Origin of the sequence: Saprospira grandis DSM 2844, from assembly GCF_000275825.1 — a bacterium.
GTDB lineage: Bacteria > Bacteroidota > Bacteroidia > Chitinophagales > Saprospiraceae > Saprospira > Saprospira grandis_A.
Genome location: NZ_JH719942.1, coordinates 4,015,125 through 4,034,327, shown reverse-complemented (window position 1 = coordinate 4,034,327; position 19,203 = coordinate 4,015,125). Strand labels below are relative to the sequence as shown.

Annotated in this window: 16 protein-coding genes; 3 read left to right on the top strand and 13 right to left on the bottom strand. The window is 46.8% G+C overall.

What is annotated here, in order from left to right; genetic code table 11:
* Positions 1–478: 478 nt before the first annotated feature.
* The 6 genes from SAPGRDRAFT_RS17895 to SAPGRDRAFT_RS17865 form a co-directional block, all read right to left on the bottom strand.
* Positions 479–1,171 (bottom strand): hypothetical protein, encoded by a 693-nt coding sequence (locus SAPGRDRAFT_RS17895; RefSeq protein WP_002660810.1) that lies wholly within the window; start codon positions 1,169–1,171, stop codon positions 479–481.
* Positions 1,172–1,422: 251 nt separating this feature from the next.
* Complete coding sequence (locus tag SAPGRDRAFT_RS17885; protein ID WP_002660808.1) at positions 1,423–3,393, bottom strand: ComEC/Rec2 family competence protein; 1,971 nt, start codon at positions 3,391–3,393, stop codon at positions 1,423–1,425.
* A gap of 78 nt (positions 3,394–3,471) precedes the next feature.
* Positions 3,472–4,338, bottom strand: a complete 867-nt coding sequence (locus tag SAPGRDRAFT_RS17880; protein ID WP_002660807.1) for a nucleoside phosphorylase — start codon at positions 4,336–4,338, stop codon at positions 3,472–3,474.
* A gap of 89 nt (positions 4,339–4,427) precedes the next feature.
* Positions 4,428–5,840 carry a dihydrolipoyl dehydrogenase gene (gene lpdA, locus SAPGRDRAFT_RS17875; protein WP_002660805.1) on the bottom strand — a complete coding sequence of 471 codons (1,413 nt, stop codon included), beginning with the start codon at positions 5,838–5,840 and terminating at the stop codon, positions 4,428–4,430.
* A gap of 219 nt (positions 5,841–6,059) precedes the next feature.
* Positions 6,060–7,136 carry a DUF4349 domain-containing protein gene (locus SAPGRDRAFT_RS17870; RefSeq protein ID WP_002660804.1) on the bottom strand — a complete coding sequence of 359 codons (1,077 nt, stop codon included), beginning with the start codon at positions 7,134–7,136 and terminating at the stop codon, positions 6,060–6,062.
* Between the two features lie 276 nt (positions 7,137–7,412).
* The gene (locus SAPGRDRAFT_RS17865) at positions 7,413–8,816 is read right to left on the bottom strand and encodes a phosphoglucomutase/phosphomannomutase family protein (RefSeq protein ID WP_002660802.1); all 1,404 of its coding nucleotides are present in this window, start codon (positions 8,814–8,816) and stop codon (positions 7,413–7,415) included.
* A gap of 258 nt (positions 8,817–9,074) precedes the next feature.
* Here SAPGRDRAFT_RS17865 and SAPGRDRAFT_RS17860 point away from each other — a divergent pair, with 258 nt between their 5' ends.
* The gene (locus SAPGRDRAFT_RS17860) at positions 9,075–9,587 is read left to right on the top strand and encodes a hypothetical protein (protein ID WP_002660800.1); all 513 of its coding nucleotides are present in this window, start codon (positions 9,075–9,077) and stop codon (positions 9,585–9,587) included.
* Between the two features lie 235 nt (positions 9,588–9,822).
* On the opposite strand, the gene SAPGRDRAFT_RS17850 is transcribed toward SAPGRDRAFT_RS17860, so the two are convergent.
* Entirely contained in the window at positions 9,823–10,935 is a 1,113-nt protein-coding gene (locus SAPGRDRAFT_RS17850) for a T9SS type A sorting domain-containing protein (protein WP_002660799.1), read from the bottom strand.
* Positions 10,936–11,070: 135 nt separating this feature from the next.
* Between SAPGRDRAFT_RS17850 and lpxD the strand changes: the two genes are divergently transcribed.
* Positions 11,071–12,126: a UDP-3-O-(3-hydroxymyristoyl)glucosamine N-acyltransferase gene (gene lpxD / locus SAPGRDRAFT_RS17845; protein ID WP_002660798.1), complete on the top strand. Its 1,056-nt coding sequence runs from the start codon at positions 11,071–11,073 to the stop codon at positions 12,124–12,126.
* Here the strand turns inward: lpxD and SAPGRDRAFT_RS17840 are convergent.
* Both SAPGRDRAFT_RS17840 and SAPGRDRAFT_RS17835 read right to left on the bottom strand, forming a co-directional pair.
* Entirely contained in the window at positions 12,123–12,584 is a 462-nt protein-coding gene (locus SAPGRDRAFT_RS17840) for a TPM domain-containing protein (protein WP_002660797.1), read from the bottom strand. The two genes, lpxD and SAPGRDRAFT_RS17840, sit on opposite strands and share 4 nt — an antisense overlap.
* Positions 12,585–12,604: 20 nt before the next feature.
* On the bottom strand, positions 12,605–14,269 hold the full coding sequence (locus tag SAPGRDRAFT_RS17835) for a glycerol-3-phosphate dehydrogenase/oxidase (RefSeq protein ID WP_002660796.1): 1,665 nt from the start codon (positions 14,267–14,269) through the stop codon (positions 12,605–12,607).
* 301 nt (positions 14,270–14,570) lie between these two features.
* On the opposite strand from SAPGRDRAFT_RS17835, the gene SAPGRDRAFT_RS17830 reads away from it, so the two are divergent.
* Positions 14,571–15,443 (top strand): STAS domain-containing protein, encoded by an 873-nt coding sequence (locus tag SAPGRDRAFT_RS17830; protein WP_002660795.1) that lies wholly within the window; start codon positions 14,571–14,573, stop codon positions 15,441–15,443.
* 909 nt (positions 15,444–16,352) lie between these two features.
* Here the strand turns inward: SAPGRDRAFT_RS17830 and SAPGRDRAFT_RS17820 are convergent.
* From SAPGRDRAFT_RS17820 to SAPGRDRAFT_RS17810, 4 genes are all read right to left on the bottom strand, one after another.
* Positions 16,353–16,787 carry a hypothetical protein gene (locus SAPGRDRAFT_RS17820; protein ID WP_002660794.1) on the bottom strand — a complete coding sequence of 145 codons (435 nt, stop codon included), beginning with the start codon at positions 16,785–16,787 and terminating at the stop codon, positions 16,353–16,355.
* Between the two features lie 6 nt (positions 16,788–16,793).
* Positions 16,794–17,852 (bottom strand): RHS repeat-associated core domain-containing protein, encoded by a 1,059-nt coding sequence (locus SAPGRDRAFT_RS17815; protein ID WP_002660793.1) that lies wholly within the window; start codon positions 17,850–17,852, stop codon positions 16,794–16,796.
* Positions 17,853–18,060: 208 nt separating this feature from the next.
* A complete protein-coding gene (locus tag SAPGRDRAFT_RS23185; protein ID WP_172635365.1) occupies positions 18,061–18,207 on the bottom strand; it encodes a hypothetical protein in 147 nt (48 codons plus the stop codon).
* A gap of 375 nt (positions 18,208–18,582) precedes the next feature.
* Complete coding sequence (locus SAPGRDRAFT_RS17810; protein ID WP_037350514.1) at positions 18,583–18,774, bottom strand: hypothetical protein; 192 nt, start codon at positions 18,772–18,774, stop codon at positions 18,583–18,585.
* Positions 18,775–19,203: the final 429 nt, after the last annotated feature.

The window sequence follows — 19,203 nt, the reverse complement described above, 5'->3', positions numbered from 1 at the left end:
GGTTTTTTATTTCCCCATAAATTTCATAGGAACCCTAGGGCCAAGGCCCTAGGCTATCGAAAAAATCGCCATCCCCTCATTCGAGGGGATTTTCTGTTCCACTAGGCTCTATCAGCAAAGAAGGGCTAAAATGTTTATTTAGGGAGGGTTTCAACCCTCCATTGAACCCAAAATGCATTCGTTAATTGGCTGTAGGTTTCAACCTACAGGCCCATATAGCAGGCCCCTAGGGCCGCAGGCCACAACAAGCCCTTTAGGGCGTCTTCGACGACCAAAGGGAGTAACCGATGTGCAGGGGTGGCCGAAGGCCAGACCCAGCGGGCGAAGCCCGCACAGGGCCGAGCGAGCCGACCAACGGGAGCCGACGCAGCGAAGCAAGTAACAGCGAGCCCCGAAACGACAACAAGGACTTTAGTCCGCAGTTCGACGACCAAAGGGAGTAACCGCCCGCCGAAGGCGGGAGGCCTATAACTATAAACTATTTTAAATCAACCAGTGGAATATCAAGGACTTCATCAAGCGATAATTCCTCACTTAAAGATCCTTGATACATCCCGTACTCTTTCCAAATTGCTTCAAAGTCCCCATTCTGAATAATTGCTTCTTCTTCATATGGTCCCTGATAAAGGCAATAGATCTCTTCCCCCTCTAAAGAATAAAGAAGTCGCAATTGATTACAATCTCTGCAGAATCGAGGGCCACGACCTGAAGCATAAAACAAAATTCCCTTTTTTCCAGAGAAAAACCCAATCCCTTTAATGACAACATCCAACATTAAACCTTTGCCAGTTTTCAACTCTACTTCTTTCATAATTGAAGGAGAATACTTAATGCCTAAAACACTATCCTTATACATAATAATAGCTCTTTGTCCCACTACTGGCGGAATAAAATCCTGCTCATCCAACACACTATCTTTTAGGACCGTTGACTCTATAATATAAGCATAATCTTTTAGGCGAATCCCTTCTCGATACACAATACTATCTGCATAGTCTTTTTCACTTAATGGAATTCGATCCTTTAACCTCAAGTAGTTTTCCTCCAACTCCTTCGGCAATCTTTGCTCTTCATCTAAAGAGCTTCCGCTTTTCGTATCCTTTAACGGACTATTTCCACAGCCCCAAAGGAACATTGTTGAGAGCGCTATTCCTGTTAATTTCTTCATCATTTTATTTGTGTATTTTTCCTTTCAGGTATTCAGAAAAAGTTGAGGGACTAATATTAAAATTTTGAGTGCGTCTCTTTTGCTGCCTAGGCGGCGAAGCCGCCTGCGAGCGAAGCGAGCCCCGGCCCAGCGCTGCGAAGGGGTGGCCCGAAGGGCCAGACCGAAGGCGAAACGAAGTGTAGCCTGAAGGGCCGAACAGACCTGTGAGCCCCGCAGCATAGCGGCGGCCAGCAAAGCTGGCCGCGGGCCCCAAATTATCTCCCTAAAGATGTTCTTATCAGTTGTATATTAGGTTGCTGCTGCATGATGGGAAGAAACAAACTGTCTGAAAGCCGACTATCCGCTATAAGATAATCAATCTTTTTTTTGGGCCAATGCTCAGGCCGCCGATAAAGAAGCAATATCCGCTTTTGGCCCAATAATAACCATTGATTTTGATTGCTCGCAACGGGCTGCTCTTCCAAGGTTTTTATTTTGGCCCGCCGCTGACTACCCGCCGATAAATATCCCCGCTGCCGAGCCGAAGACCAAACCGTCGAATCATAATAACTATAGGCCGTTCGACCATGAAAATAGTCTATATACAACCCTCGATTGCTTTGATAAACCGCCAAATTCGCCTGTTTTTCGGCCAGCAACTGCTGCCAGCTATTATGGCCCAAAATGAACAATAAACAACAAGCGCCTAGCAATAAGGGAGAAATCCGCCGCCATGCTAAGCTCAATACCAAAGATAAAATAGCAAAATAAGCCAGTAGTAGCTCCCAAGAAGCCAACTCAAAAGCCGAAATTTTGGCCATTGGCCAGGTTTCTATCGCCAAAATAGCCCCATTCATCAAACGCAAAAGCTGAACAAGAGCCCAAGATAAAAGTCCACCCAAAATGGGAATATCTAAACACAATAAGGCCGCCATGCCCAAAGGCAAAAGAATGCCCGCCAAAGGCACCACCAACAAACCCGACAACCAAAAATAACTGGGAAACTGATGAAAATAATAGAGCGTGAGCGGCAAAGTAGCCAGTTGTGCCGCCAAAGAAACCGTAAACAAACCCCAGATGTATTGCATGGGCCAAAAAGAAAAATAATACCAGCGATAAAGCTTGGGCTGAAAATAAACAATGCCCAAAACAGCCAAATAAGAAAGCTGAAAACCTAAATTCCACAAATTGGCAGGATCATATAGCAAGAGCAAAAAAGCTGAGCCCGAAAGACTATTGTAAATCGAGGAGTTTCGGCCCAAACACTGCCCCAAAATCAACAACGAAAACATACTACTCGCCCGACAAACCGAGGGCGCCGCCCCCGTCAATAAGGCAAATAACCAAATGCCCAACAATAATAAAATAGCCTCTCGAAAAGAATAACGCCAGGCCGATCTTCGCCTAAATAATTTGATTAAGGCCCCCAAAATACTGGCCAACAAGCCCACATGCAAGCCCGAAACCGCCAAAACATGACTGGCCCCTGTAGTCGAATAAGCCTGCCGAAGCTCCTGGTCCAAATCGGTCTTGTCGCCCAAAATCAAAGCCGCCGCTACCGAATAAGCGCCATCATCATCGGGAATTAACCGCCGCAATCTCGCCTTTAAAAATAAACGCCAATCAATTAAAATGCCCCAAAAGCTAGGCGCTGCCTTGGCCGCTAAACGCCAGTTTTTGCTATACATTTGGGCCGAAATCCCCTTTTGACCATAATAGGCCCGAGCATCAAATTGACCGTAGTTTTTAGGCGCCTCAAAAGCCCTCGGCTTGCCCAAAAGGACCAATTCATCGCCATAATTAAGCGCCAAAGCCTGGCTATCCTTGGGCAAATACAACAACAGCGGCTCTCGACAAACTCGCCAGCCCTTTTCCGCCTCATAATAATGCGCTAGCTGTAACTGCAGCTGTACCGTTTTGCGCTTGGGCTGCGGTAAACTATTTACCCTAGCCCGAAACTCGGTCCAGACTAATGGAATTGGCTGCTCTGTTGGCCGCAAAACCCGATCATAGGTCCAAACATAGCCCCCCAATAGGAGCAGCAACTGCAAACCCAAACCCCAAAAACGCCAAAAAAATGGGGAGTATCGCCCCAAATATTGCCCAAGCAATAAAAGAAGCAATAAGCCCCAAAATGAATATGCGCCCCAATGGGCCGCAGCCGCCCAAGGCAGCCAATAAGCTAACACTAGGCCCAATAAGCCCGGTAAAAGTAAACGGAAAAATGGAATCGTACTCCAGTTCATAAGTCTGTATTGAGGTAACTTTAAATAAATCACCCTCAATATAAACTAAAAAAACAAACTATAAAACTATGGTATACTTTAAATTAGCTCCAAGCTCTTCTCAATCAGTTCTTTGACCAATTTTTTGGGCTGATCGTGGAAGATCCCCGCCTCTCTATTGGCCAAAATCGCATTTAGCGAAAGGGCCTGATGGCCCAAAGCCCTAGCCAAGCCATAAATTCCAGCCGTTTCCATTTCTAAATTGGTGGCTTTGTATCCATCAAATTCTAAGGCTCTAAATTTCGATAATAGCTCGGGCATGCGGTTCTTCGCTCTGAGTTCTCGGTTTTGTGGGGCATAAAAGCCCGTTGCCGTTAGCGTAATGCCCTCCAAAAAGCCAGCGGGACGAAATTGCTCTAATAGCGCAGTTCCACAACTGACAGCCTCCGGACGAATACCAAAGTCTAAGCCAGCCAACAAAGCTTGGGCCTTTTGGGCCAATAGGTTTTCCTTTTCGCTCATAGGCCGCTCATAAAAGCCCAATAGACCTTCCAAACCAATCGAATAGCGACTCATCAATAAGCTCCCTACGGGAATATCCTCTCGCAAACTGCCCGAGGTGCCTATCCGTAGAAGCTTTAGGCTGCGCAGTTCTTTTTTTAGGCTCCTTGTTTTTAAATCAATATTGACCAAAGCATCTAGCTCATTGATGACAATGTCAATATTATCGGTCCCCATACCTGTCGACATGACCGTGATGCGCTTCCCGCCCATTTCTCCGGTATGGATCACAAATTCTCTTTTGCGAATTTCAGTATCTATACGGTCAAAGTAGCAACTGATTTTACTCACTCGCTCGGGATCGCCAACCAAAATAACGGTATCGGCCAGTTGTTCGGGCTGCATATTCAAATGATAAATGCTGCCATCGGGATTCAAAATCAATTCTGATGCGGCTAAACTCATAGTTGTTGTTATTAGCTTCTTATAAAAAAAAGCAACAGCCCTTGGCACCGGTCCAAAAGCTGTTGCTCCTTATTTCTGTTATTTTTGACCTAGCTATGCAAGGCGCGGTCTTCGGTGGCCGCCAAGGCAGCCTCTTTTACCGCTTCGGTAAAGGTGGGATGCGGATGGCTATAACGAGACATATCCTCGGCAGAAGCACGGAATTCCATAGCCGCTACGGCCTCAATAATAAGGTCGGCACAACGAGCACCAATCATGTGCACGCCCAAAACCTCATCGGTTTCTTTATCCGATAGGATTTTTACAAACCCATTGGTATCCGCAGAAGCACGAGCGCGACCAAGGGCCTTAAAGGGGAATTTACCCACTTTATAAGCTACTTTCGCCGCTTTCAATTCTTCTTCAGTCTGCCCCACTGCAGCCACTTCAGGCCAAGTATAAACCACGCCAGGAATCAAATTGTAGTTGATATGAGGCTTCTGCCCACTGATGTATTCTGCTACATAAACGCCTTCTTCCTCTCCTTTATGAGCCAACATGGCACCACGAACAACATCCCCAATCGCAAAAATACCTTCTACATTGGTTTGCATGTTGTTGTCAATTTTGACGCGCCCACGCTCATCCAACTCAACGCCTACATTTTCTAGCCCCAAAGCATCCGTATAAGGACGGCGACCAATAGCCACTAGACAATAATCAGCTTGAAGCTCCAGTTTTTTACCATCTTTACGCGCCTCAGCTACCAATTTCACTTCCTCGCCTAGGTTTTCTACAGTTTCTACCTTATGGTTGAGGTGGAACTTGATTTTCAATTCTTTTTTGAGCACTTTGCGCATTTCTTTGCCCAAATCGGCATCCATGCCACCCAAAACAGCATTTTGGTACTCAATCACCTCGACCTCTGTGCCCAAACGAGCATAAACAGAGCCCAATTCCAATCCAATTACACCAGCACCAATGACCAACAAACGCTTGGGCACTTCTTTCAAGGTCAAGGCCTCTGTTGAGCTAATTACACGCTGCTTGTCGTAATTGAAAGCGGCAGGCAAAACAGGCTTAGAACCCGTCGCAATAATCACTTTGTCGGTCTCGATGGTCTGCGTTTCGCCTTCGCCATCCTTGGGCGCAATCTGAATCGTATTGCGGTTCACAAAGCTTCCGTGGCCCGTATAAACGGTAATTTTGTTCTTTTTCATCAAGAACTCTACCCCCGCACAAGTCTGCGAAACCACCTCGTCCTTACGCTTCACCATCTGCTCAAAATCTACAGAAAGTCCAGAAACGTTAATGCCGTGGTCTTGAAATTTTTTCTCCGCCGCATGAAAATGCTCCGAAGAATCCAATAGCGCTTTTGAGGGGATACACCCCACGTTCAGGCAGGTTCCACCCAAAGTAGGATAACGCTCAATAATGGCCACTTTATGCCCTAGCTGGGCAGCGCGAATAGCGGCTACATAACCGCCAGGTCCAGATCCGATGATGGTGAGATCGTACTTCATCTTGCTCATTTTTTATAGTCGGGAAGAACTCTTCCCAAAAGAGATTTTTTAATATTTTTTTGGGGCCTCCTGCCTGCGGCAGGCGCTACGTTTCGGGGCTCGCAAGTCTGCTCGGCCCTTCGTTTTTTTCGCTTTGCTCAAAAAACTCGGTCTGGCCTTTGGCCACCCCTACACATCGCTAGGCCGTTTTGGGCCGCTGGCCCAAAGGCAGCAAGCTGCCTATTCGCTGTCCTTGGGCTGCTTAGGCTCTAGCAACTGCTTTTGCTGCATCAGCCAAGCTTGCTGCGCCTGAAAGGCTTTTAGTTTGGCTTGCTGCGCCCTTTTTCGGCTAGAACGGGCTGCAAAAAGTGCCGTTAGCGAAAAGATAAGGCCAAGTAGAATATAGGGCCAAAGGTAAGCCATGCTCACCAAAGACTCCTTAAAATCAGTCCAACCCGTCTGCGCTCCTTCTGCCATCCGATTGCCAAAAGCAGCCTGCGCTACCTTTTCCTCTGGGTTCACCTCCTGGTAAAAGGTTAAGGTAATGCTGCTATGAGCCGTTTTTTCTAGCATAAGATTGACCGCCTGCTTGAGCAGCTCAATCTCCTCCGTAATTTGGTCCAACTCTCTTTGAATAGGCAAAATGGCTTGAGCATCCTGCGCATTGCGCATTAGGCTCTCCAAACGAGTTTTGGCCAAATACTTATTCTTCAAGCGGCTGTCGAGCTCTACAAATTGGCCACCCAAATCTTGGCGCCAAATGCGTTTTTCCCGAACCACTACAGAAAGCTCCCGCAGTTCTTCCAAAAAGATCTGGAAGTTGCTGGGCGGCAGTTGTAGGACCAAAGTATTTTCCAGCTGTAAATCACTGCCCTTTTCTTCCTCAGAAAGAATTTCGGCCTGATAAGTAGCGGCTAACTCCTTGATTTTCTTATAAGCTTGCTCATAGTTGCGCACCCCAATCAAAACGGCCCCATTTTCAATGGGCATTTTGGTCTTTTTGCTGGGCGCATCTTCCTGAAACAAGCTATCGGGAGCTTGGTTTTCTTTATCGTCATATTGGGCCAAAATAGCTTTGACCTCCTCCTTAGCCGAAGCGTCTAGGCTAAGACTAAGGCGTTGTAGTTGTACAGACTGGCTGCTACTATCAATAGTAGAAGCCTCCATTTTTCGGCTCCATTGCTTGAAGCGATAAGCCGTTTCTTGAGCGGCATTTTCTTTGGCCGCTTCTTGGGCCAAAACCTCTTGTGTGGGAGGCGATTGGCAGGCGGTCCAGAAAAAAGGCAGAGCTAAAAGTAAGTATGCTTTTTTATTCATGCGATTTTAGGCAATTAGCAGTGGAGAGATAGTTCCCTAGCGGCCAAAGGCCGAATGGCCACAACAAGGACTTTAGTCCGCAGTTCGATGACCAAAGGGAGTAACCGCTGTGGAGGGGTGGCCGAAGGCCAGACCGAGGCGGCAAAGCCGCCGACAACAAGGCTGAAAGCCGCAGTTCGATGACCGAAGGGAATAACGGCCGAGCGAGCAGACCTGCGAGCCCCGCAACCTAGCGCCCGCAGCCCCACTTAACAGGGCTGCGGGAGGCCCCAAATCTTAGCCCTCTAAAAGAGCCGCTTTGGTAGCATCTAGGATTTGGCGCACCTCTTCATCGGTAGGCGCTTGGGCATAGACCCGCAAAACGGGCTCGGTGCCTGAGGGGCGAATCATTACCCAAGCATCATCGCGGAGGTAAAACTTAAAGCCGTCAATATCCTCCACTTTTTGGATCTTGTAGGGACCAAATTGGCTATAGCTGCCTGCCTTACAATTTTCTACAATCTGCCATTTTAGCTCATTATTGAGGTGGAGATCATCGCGGTTGAAGGCGAAGGGGCCAACTAGCTCATAGATTTCGTCCATCAATTGGCTAAGGGTTTTGCCTGTTTTGGCCATAAACTCAAGGAGAATGAGGCCAATCCAGATGCCGTCTCTTTCGGGAATATGGCCCGTAGCGGCAATTCCGCCCGATTCTTCTCCCCCAACGAGGACCTCCTCTTTGGTCATAATTTCGGCAATATATTTAAAGCCGATTTTGGTCACTTGGCAATCTAAGTTATAGCGTTCGCAAAGTTTTTTCACTTTATCTGTTACCGAGAAAGTCACGACCACCTTGCCCGAAAGCCCTTTATATTTGTGTAGGTAGTGAATGAGGAGCAACAAAATCTGGTGCGAATCGACAAAGCGGCCCTCTTCATCATACATGCCGATGCGGTCGGCATCGCCATCATTGGCTAGGCCTGCGTTGAGTTCGGGTGTTTTGGCCAAAAGAGCAGAGAGCTCGCCTAGGTTGCGGTGGATGGGCTCTGGAGCTTGGCCCATAAAGCTAGGATTATAATCGCAATGCAATTCCGTTACCGCTGGAATCAGCTGGCGAACCACATTTTGTCCAGCGCCATACATGGCATCATAAGCCAAATTGACAAAAGAATTGTTGATGGCCTCGATATCAAAGGCCTTGCGGCAGTGCTCCACATACAATTTTTCGAGATCGATATATTCGATTTTGCCTTGAGCGACAAATTCTGCTTGGGTAGTGCTTGGCGTAGCGGGTACCTCATCAGCGATGCGGTCCTCTACCTCCGTTACTTCGGCGGGAATGCTGGGCCCACCATAAGCCGACTTTAATTTATAGCCATTGTAGCTAGGGGGGTTATGGCTGGCCGTGATGACCACGCCCATAAATGCCTTTTGCAAAACCACCCCTAAAGAAACCATGGGAGTAGACACAAAACCTTGGGCCAAATAGACCTTCAGGCCTTGGTCGGCAAAAATGCGGGCCGCCAAATCGGCGAACATGCTTCCTGCAAAACGGCAATCGTGTCCGAGCACTACAGCTTGGCCACCTTCGGCCTTAATATATTGAGCGGTAGCTAAGGCTACTCTTTTGAGGTTATCGTTGGTGTACGTATCTGCGATGATGGCGCGCCAGCCATCGGTACCAAATTTAATCTTCGTCATCTTGGCTTTTTGTAAATCAAAATTGCTGGACCTCTTGGTCCTTGAAGGCGAAAGATAAATTTTTTTCTGAACTCCTTAAAACCTAAAAGCCATCAATTAAAAATGAGGGCCTGAAAAGCCTTTTGGGAGCTCCTCAAAAAAAAGTTCCTAAAAAGGTAAAAAATCACAGCGGGGCAAAAAACAATCCTTTAGCTTTGGCAGCGCCTGTCACAGGCAAAGAACAATTCTATTTTTTTACAGCTAAAACAACTCTAAAAAATGAAAGTGACTACAGCATTCACGGCCCTAACGGCAGAAGTAAAACAACGATTAGACGAAGAGCTCAAGGGCGTATTGAGCGAAGCAGACCACAATGGCTTTGTGAAATGGGTAAAACCCTATGAAGAATTTGGTTATGATCAATTGGATGGCATTTATCTTTTTGCGGAAGTAAGCGTAGAGGGAGATGTAGAAGTAGAGGAGCTAGTTCCTAATTGTGTTGTAGACCAAGAAGATTGGTACAGCTACGATGATGAGCCTGATATGCAAATTGACCCCGTTTACATTCCCTTAAAGGCCGTTAGTCCCAAAATGCCGCTCTCGCTAGCGGGTAAAAACAGCTTTATTGTGGTGCTAGAAGCAGAAGGCAACCTTTGGGATGCTTGCAAGGAGCTCCCTTCTTGGATTTGGAATGACAAATGCTTTGAGTTCATGCTCAGTCTAAGTCTAAAAACCAAAACAGGCAAACAGTATGATGGTAGCACCGCCAGCCAAACTATTCGTTGGTCTTAATCTTTTGAGACAAGCATAAAAAGGGCGCAAAACCTAGGTTTTGCGCCCTTTCTTTTTGGGGCCGAAGCGGTCCGTTTAGAGAAAAAATAAAAGATGAGCGGCCCAGCGCTGCGGAGGGGTGGCCGAAGGCCAGACCGAGCCGCTGTAAGCGGCGAAGGGCCGAACAGACCTGTGAGCCCCGCAGCATAGCGGCGGCCAGCTTGCTGGCCGCGGGCCCCAAATCCTAAAAAAAAGACTAGCCCTTAATGAGCATCTGTTGATACAATTGGCCTTTTTCATCTTGGAGGCGGAGCAAATAAGGGCCAGCGGGCAAATTGGCCAAAGGAAGGCTAGCTCCCTGTTGCCATAGGCCAGATTGTAGGAGTTGGCCTTGCAAATTATAGAGTTGGTAGGGCGCCTGCAAAAGCTCGAGTTCTAGATAAACGGCATCTTGGGCGGGTTGAGGATAGAGGCGAAACCCCTGCACCGCCACAGCTTGCACTGCTGTTCCGATCTGTCTTTGGCCTTTAAACTCGGCAGCTTCTACGGTTTGATTATCCTTATTGGTGGTGAGTCTGGCCACGGGCATGCCCTCATCTTCGGCAATAAAGCTAAACTGCTCCGTGGTATCGCTGAGCGGGATGGGCAATTGGCCAGCAATCGTGCTACTGATATCCTGCCAACCTGCGCCAAAAGGCGTCACAAAATAGGCTTCAATTTGCACATCCGAGTAATTGACCGTATGCTGGCGCAAAACGGTATAGCTACTATCGGGCAACTGGCAAGTTCCAAAAGCATCTACCTCTGACTCATAGTCGCCTTCTAGGTTAATGCGGATCGAATCGGGATCGATGGGCAGGCCCAGAGAGTCGATCAGTTGGCGAAGGTTAGGCACGCTATCAATATGTTCTGAAATAAGTAACTGATAGCTATCGGTATAGTTATCTCCATAGTTGAGGGGAGCTCGTTGAATCTCTAGGGGGTCATTAAAAAGGCCTGAAAAGGCGATTGGACCAAAGCCCAGGGCGCCGGCTACATACTCCATTTTTGTGCTACTGATATCAATAAATACCTGCGCTTGGCCAAAAAAGGGTTGTTGAATATCGGCAGTGGGGAAATCGGGGCGGTTGGCAGCTTCTACACTATCGCGGCTAAAGTTTTCGGTCCGTAAAGAAGTAAAATTCCAAGTTTGGGCTTGATTAGAAGCGGGCGTAATGGCCAGCGCCAGGGAGTCGAAACTACTGAGGCTAGTTGAGCGTTCAAAGACATCGCCAGCGGCGGGAAAAATTGAATTTGTGAGGGTGGGCTGGGCAAAAAGGGCCAAGCTAGGTAGGGCCAAAAGGGCCCAGAGAAGTAGTGATTTTCTCATCCTTTCCTAAATTTTAGTTCATGTTATAGAATCTACTAAGATAAGATTATCTCATTGAAAAATCTCTTTTTGTTTTTTGGCGGCAAAAATTGCATATTGGGGTGCATTTTTCCACCATTCAATCTAATCTGCATAATGAAATCTGTTTCTGCTGCCGAATTGGCCCATTTGCTCGACGCTAAAATTGAAGGCGACCCCAATGTTCGGGTTCATAAACCCGCCAAAATTGAGGAAGGTGAGCCTGGCGCTATTAGCTTTTTGGGCAACCCAAAATATGAATCTTACCTTTATAACTGTGCCTCCTCTATAGTTTTGGTGGGGCTTGACTTTGAGCCGCAGGCTCCTATTTCGGCCACCTTGCTGCGTGTAAAAGACGTTTATGCCAGCCTTAGCTTTTTGCTCCAGCATTTTCAGGCGGCCCAGGCAGAGGCTCCTGCGGCCCAGCAGATTTCGCCTCAGGCCGTCATTGATCCTTCGGCAAAGGTTGCAGAGGGTGCAGAAGTAGGCGCTTTGGCCTATGTTGGCCCCCATGCCATCATTGAGGCGGGCGCAAAAATTTATCCGCAGGCCTATATTGGCGCAGATGTAAAAATTGGTTCGGGCAGTATCATTGAGCCTGGCGTTCGCATTTTGAAAGGCTGTCAAATTGGCCAAAACTGTATCATTCATGCCAACTCTGTAATTGGTTCCGATGGCTTTGGCTTTGCGCCTCAGGCCGATGGCAGCTATGAGAAGATTCCACAATTGGGGATTGTCATTCTAGAAGATCAGGTAGAAGTGGGGGCCAATACGGTGATTGACCGTGCCACCATGGGCCAAACCCTAATTAAGCAGGGGGTTAAGCTCGACAACCTCATCCAGATTGCTCATAATGTAGAGATTGGCCAGCATACCGCCGTGGCGGCTCAGGCGGGTATTGCGGGCAGCACCAAGGTAGGCGAAAACTGCCTTATTGGTGGACAGGTAGGGCTGGTCGGCCACATCCAATTGGCCAAGGGCACAAAAATTCAGGCCCAAAGTGGGATCAACAAGAGCGTAAAAAAGGAGAACCAGGCGCTCTTTGGCTCCCCGGCTCTCCCTTATAATGATTTCTTGCGCTCTCAAGCGGTCTTCAAGCAGTTGCCCCGCCTCCAAAAAGAGGTCAATGCGCTTAGAAAAGCCCTAAAGGCCCTGCAAGAAAAAGAAGACTAAGCCTTAGAGATTTCATCAGGCAATTCGTTCTGATCATCATCTCCGGCATGTGGAAAATGGGCCTTGAGTTGCTCGCCAGTTTGTAAAATGGCAGCCTTGAGGCCTTCTAAAAATTGCTTTTTCTGAAAAGCAGTATGCAAATTGTCCCGAATTTCATCCCAGAAATTAGCGGGGACCACCGCATTGATGCCCTGATCGGCCACAATGGCAAATTTGTGCTGCTCATAGGCCAAGTAAAACAAGACTCCATTTTGCTGCTTGGTTTTTTGCATCTCTAGTTCCTTAAAACAAACTAAAGCACGGGCAAAAGCATCTTCTCCCTTAAATTTGGGCTCTACATGCACCCGAATTTCCCCAGAGCTTTTAGCTTCTGCCTCTCGGATGGCCGCAATCAATTGGTCTTCCTCTTCTGGCTTAAAAAAATGCTTGGGCTGCTTACTTAAGAATGGTATTTTCATAGGATTATTATTTTGTTTTTTTAGGCAAAATCTACGGCTTGCATATAAGCTTGTTGTAATTCTTGCATTTGCAGTTGCAACTCCGAGGGGCCCCAATTAAAGTATTTGAGCATGCGCTGCATCACTTTGGGATATTCGGCAATGATAGCGGCTCGTTCAAAATAGAGCTTGCCCGTTCTACGGATAAAGAAATCGGCCAAACTGCCCACACTTTCATATTCTAGAGCATATTGCAGCTCGGCAAAGAGTAGGCGATCGGCTGGATCTTGGACCTCGGCATGCAGGGCAAAAGCATTTTCTAGGATAAGGTCCAGATTGGCCCCATAGCGTCTGGCCAAGCGGCCAATTTGCTCTGGGCTGGCCGAAATCTGCTTGGCCTCTCCCACTCTTAACTGAATAAAGCGGTCAAACTCTTCTTCGCTGGCAAAATCGCCTCCTGTGAGGAGCAAGTTTTCGGTCTGGCAGCTTGCGTCTAGGCCCAAGCGCTTCACAATTTGGTCCACCACTCTTTCGGCCATTTTGCGGTAGCCAGTTAGTTTTCCACCGGCAATAGAAATAAGGCCAGAAGAAGCATGGAAAATTTCATCTTTTCTAGACAGCTCCGAGGCCGACTTACCATCTTCATGAATTAAGGGCCGCAAACCCGCCCAAGAAGACTCGATATCATCTTCCGTTAGGGGATGTTCGGGAAACATCTCTTTGCAGGCGGCCAAAATATAATCCACATCTGCTTGTTCGCTGCGGGGGCTATCAATGGCTCCTTTATAGTCCGTGTCGGTGGTACCGATATAAGTACAATTCTCTCTAGGAATGGCAAAAATCATTCGGCCATCTTGGCGCACATCAAAATAGGCCGCTTGTTGGATAGGCAGGCGCTGCCGATCGACCACCAGATGCACTCCCTTTGATAAATGTAGGCGTTTGCCCTCTACCCCATCGGCATCTTTGCTGCGGAGTTCATCTACCCAAGGTCCTGTAGCATTCACTACCTGTTTGGCCTTGAGTTCATATTCTTCCTCCAAGATATAATCGCGAATAGCCGCTCCTGTGACTTGACCACTTTCATCATAGGTAAAGTTGAGCATTTCGCTATGGTTGAGGGCCAAAGCGCCCTGTTCTACAGCTGTTTTGAGTAACTCAATGGTCAGGCGGGCATCATCTGTTCGATATTCATAATACATGGCTCCGGCCTTAACAATATCCTGAGGCAAAAGGGGTTCTGCCGCTAGGGTTTCCTCTTTGCTCAGCATTTGGCGGGCCTCTGTTTTATTCACTTTGGCTAGGCGGTCATACACCCAAAGCGCCAAAGAGCTCGACCATTTTCCTAGAGAGCCCTCTTCTATAATAGGAAGGAGCATTTTTTCGGGCCGAACAATATGACGGGCATTATGGTGTACAATGGCCCGTTCTAGGCCCACTTCACGGACCAAGCCCAGCTCCAACTGCTTAAGATAGCGCAAACCGCCATGAATCAGTTTTGTCGAGCGACTGCTGGTCCCCCAAGCAAAGTCGTTTTTTTCAACCAAGACCACCGACAGTCCTCGGCTAGCGGCATCTAGGGCAATACCGGCCCCTGTAGCACCTCCTCCAATAACCAAAAGGTCATAGGTTTTATCATGAGTAGTTAATAAATAACGGGCGCGTTCTTTTACAGAAAATTTATGAGTAGACGTTTTTGGCTGCATAACTAATTTTGGTAAAACAAAGAATTCATCTTCCTCAGTAAGTTAAGGAACTAGTAGAAAAAGCCGAATAAGTAGCCCTTTTTTTTTAGCAGACTTCTCTCTAGCCAATTCGGAATTACACCATAAAGATAACAGGTATTAGGTGCAGAAAAAAAACAACATACAGTGTTTTGTGACGCAAAAACTAAAAAATAATATTTAGTTAAAGCTAATTAGAGTAAAATTAAATTCTAAATTTATTCAAATTTAACCTTTTAATACTTATATTATATGGCATTTTTGAAACAAAACAGTCAATAGCATGGGAAAACGAATAACCTACTCTGCCGCCTTATACAGGCAGTTATTTTTTTATAGTGAGGAAGAAAGCCAGCTGATCAATTTGGCCAGTAAGCAGATCCCGCAGGAGGGAATTGATTGGACGTTTAAGGAAATCGTTGCTTGGATGGAAGAAGGCCCCTACAGCAATTCTTTTACCCAACAGATGGTAGAAATGACTCGGACGGGAAAATCCGAGATTTGGAAAGATATGGCCGCAGGTTCTTTTAATGATGATTATGTAGAACGGCAAACCGAGGCCCGCTGGTTATTTTTGCGTTCTGGCGTTAGTTTAGAGGCCTTTACCGCCATGATTGCTAAATTTCATGAGCTCATTTTTCAGGTTTTCATGAAATACAATACCCCCACTCCCGAATTGGTGAGGGCCCTCAAGGGCTTTGCCCAGATAGACCTCAGCATTGTCGCCGAAGTTTATCGGCAAAAAGCAATTAACGATTTAGAGGAGCAAAATGAGGCCCTCAAGCAGTTGTCAACTCCTATTGCTCAAATTTGGCAGGGGATTTTACTATTGCCTTTGGTGGGCTTTATTGATTCTAAGCGATCCAAAGATGTTATGGAGGCTATGTTGGAAGAAATTGCCAAGAGTCAGGCTAAGTTTTTTATTTTAGACATTAGTGGGGTGGCGATTGTAGATACTGCCGTTGCCAACCACCTCATCAAAATGACCAAGGCTGCTCGCCTGATGGGCAGTGAGTGCATGATTTCTGGCGTTTCTGGTCCCATTGCCCAAACCATCGTAGAGCTAGGCATTGCCATTGATGAAATTCGGACCACGGGCAGTATGCGAGATGCGCTCCGTTTGGCCATCCAAGAAGGCGGCACGGCCATCGTTTAAGTTGCTCCCCTTACTATTCCCCTGTTGATAACTCCTCATCTTTTTTTGGATGAGGGGTTATTTTTTGGGGCCTGCCGCCTTTGGCGGCCGGGCCCTTACAGGGCTCGCAGGTCTGCTCGGCCCTGCGCCAGCAAGCTGGCTGGGTCTGCGGCTTCGCCGCCCCCTTTCAGGCCCCTAGGCCGTTTGGCCTTCGGCCATCCCTAGGGCCAAGGCCCTAGGCTAGCTAAAAAATCGCCATCCCCTCATTCAAGGGGATTTTTCTTTGCGGTTGTGGTTTTTCTTGGAGCTAAATTTTTTCCATTTTCCAGCAAACAAGGGCTTTAGCCCGCCAGTTTGCATAGCCCCGCAACCATGGGCTTTAGCCCATGGCAGAAAAGGCAAGCTCCTAGAATCTTTAATTAAGCTTAGTCAACAGCGGCTATCCTTAGCACCCTGGGCTGAAGCCCAGGGTTGTTGCCTGAGCGAACTAGCGGACTAAAGTCCTTGTTCGCTTTTTCTACTTGTAGCTTTCCATTAAGCTTCGGCCCAAAACTGCCTAGCCGCTAAAAGACGCTTTCTTTATCTATCCTTTTTTCACCCCCCAAGAAAAAGTTGAGGGACTAATGAAAAGCCGCAGGACCGAAAAACCTAATACCTTCTTTTCATATAAAAACTTCTTATCTATTCTCTCTTCCCCTCTCCCCCTCTCATAACTCCCAAGAAAAAGTTGAGGGACTAATGTTAAAATCTTGTATTCGCCTCTTTTCCTAGGCGATGAATCGTATTTTATCATCCCTGTAGGTTGAAACCCACAACAACAAAAGCGGCCATACCAAACGCAATAAAAATGAGCCGAAGGTTAAAACCATCGGCCCATAATGAGTTGTAATAAACCTTTTGTCCTTAGGCAGTCCGAAGACAAAATAGATGCTATGACTCTGGATCTATCTTAAAGTTACTATAAAACAAGCCCGTATCATGACGTAATTCTATCAGGTACTTTAAATTTAAACTGACTGCGCTGATACCTATATAGCCCGAGGCCTTATAGAAATCATACCAGTGCGCTATAAAAGTCGATGTTTTTACTTTACAAATTGGTGGACCATAGCCAAACTCTACGATTAACTCTGAATTTTTTGATAACTCAGTTTCTTTTAGCCGAGCAGTAACCCAATCCTCATCTGTCTCCACATCAAAGGTATAGTATTCTTGCGCCAACCGTTCCCAATCTATTAAATCATCTGTTCTCACTGGAATATGATGGGCCTGCAAGAAGTATTTAAAAAAATTAGACCTATAAGTTGCTAATGGTGTTAAGTCTTTGATATAAGGCTGTAAGAAATAATTCGTAATTGTTATCATATCTTGTTATTTATATGTATTAGTTAAAGATTCTATTAATTGATCTACTTGTCTCTCTGTTCCTTCAAAAGGAACTGCTCCTTTTTCCTTTTCTGTCCACCAATTATAATGGGCCCCCTTCTCAGGATCATAATCAATTCGCCATCCACGACTTTCATCTGCCGACTGCATACCAGTAACTCTATCCTTCTGTCCTACTAACTTCCCCATCTTAGGCTTGGCACCTTTACCTAAATCTCCCACTTGGCCTTCTACCACTTTAAGTGCATCTAACCTTGAGCCCACTTTAGTTATCGTAATAATTTCTCCAGCTGATTTTTGATTTTTTGGCTTTATTGCTCTTGCAGATTCCTTTACCAAATCATGAGATTTCCCTCCTACCTTATTAGCATATTTAACCGTATTCTTGGTCCATTTTGAGGCTGTTGCTGTCCAGCCTAGAATGGGAACCATTGCAGCACAACTTAAAGACGCATCTACTGGCCTCCCTTCTATTGTATAAATGAGCCCATTGAGCCCATCTGCGGGTTCTCCAAAGCCAGGAATAAGCCCCAACCCATCCAAGACAGCATGAACCCCTTCAGTACTAGGCTCATCCATAGGAGGTAAATTTTCATACATAGCATTATGCTCCTCCATTTGACTATGAGTCGCTACATGCTGATCTTTAAGGTATATGCTTGGTATTATTACTCTTGCATTGTCAAGCGCTGGTGTCTGTAATGTTCTTGGTGTTGCAGGCTCCAAACCATCCAAATCAATAAATACAATCGGCTTATTCCCAGCAAACTGATAGGGCGTATACCAAGGATAATCCGGCGCCAACGGATCCACACTCAAAAACTTCCCTATACTCGGATTATACAACCTAAAGCCATAATCCTGAATATTTTGCGTCCCCCAATCTCGGTCATCTTCCTTCCCATTAAACCCAAAACGATAGCCCTCCCCACTCACAAACTTGCGGCCAGGCATTTCCCAACCAAATGGGTAGTATAGGTTTGCCGAAGATACCTGCGCCAGATAATAATCTGCCTGTCCAGTTTGGCTGCTGTCTTGGCCCAAGGATTTATCGCTGACCGTAGCCAGTACGTTGCCTAGGTGGTTAGAGAGCTCGTAGCGGCGGCGGCTTAAAGCTTATTTTATTTCAAAGAACGAGGTCTAAAGATACTATTTTTTATCTTTTTTTGGGGCCTGCCGCCTAAGGCGGCCGGGCTGTTTCGCAGCTCGCTGTTCGCTCGGCCCTTCGGCGCTTTCAGCGCCTTGGTCTGGCCTAACGGCCACTGCTGCCCATCCCTAGGCCTGCGGCGGCTTCGCCGCCTGCTAGCTGTGGCTGCAGGTTAAAACCAGCAGCCATACAACAACCCCATTCTACATCTATAGTGCGGAGAGGATTAAAATCCTCTACCGCTTTGAACAAGGGTTATTTTTTTCTTCGGTAGTTTTGGTTTTTTATTTCCCCATAAATTTCATAGGAACCCTAGGGCCAAGGCCCTAGGCTATCGAAAAAATTGTCATCCCCTCCTTCGAGGGGATTTTTCTGTTCCACTAGGCTTCATCAGCAAAGAAGGGCTTTAGCCCGCTAGTTTGCATAGCCCCACAAGCATGGGCTTCAGCCCATGGCAGAAAAGGCAAGCTCCTAGAATCTTTAATTAAGCTTAGTCAACAGCGGCTATGCTTAGCGCCCTGGGCTGAAGCCCAGGGTTATTAACTGAGCGAACTGACGGAGAAAGTCCTTGTTCGCTTTTTCTACTTATAGCTTTCCATTAAGCTTCGGCCCAAAGCTACCTAGCCACTAAAAGACGCTTTCTTTATCTCTTATTTCTCCTTTTTCAAAAAACCCCAGAAAAAGTTGAGGGACTAATAAAACTATCTCAATACTGCCGCCTGCTAGCTGTGGCTGCAGGTTGAAACCAGCAGCCATACAACAACCCCATTCTGTATCTATAGTGCGGAGAGGATTAAAATCCTCTACCGCTTTGAACAAGGGTTATTTTTTCTTCGATAGTTTGATTTTGTTTTTGTCTCCCCCATAAATTTCATAATAACCCTAGGGCCAAGGCCCTAGGCTAGCTGAAAAATCGTCATCCCCTCTCTGTTCCACTAGGCTCCATCAGCAAACAAGGGCTTTAGCCCGCCAGTTTGCATAGTCTACAACCATGAGCTTCAGCCCATGGGCCCAAAACTGACTAACCGCCGAAGAAGAACGCCAAAAGAAAAAAAGACAGCTGAGCGGCCTAGCGATGGTAGGCAGTGCGGCAAAGCCGCAGACCAAGCAAAAACTTGTTTTTTGCGCAGGGCCGAGCGAATAGCGAGCTGCCGGACCTTTCTATTACCCACTTTTATTTTATGTGATCTGTCCAAGCATTTTGGCCGTGTCATACATAATGTAAAAACGCTCAAGTCCTTTCTCTAC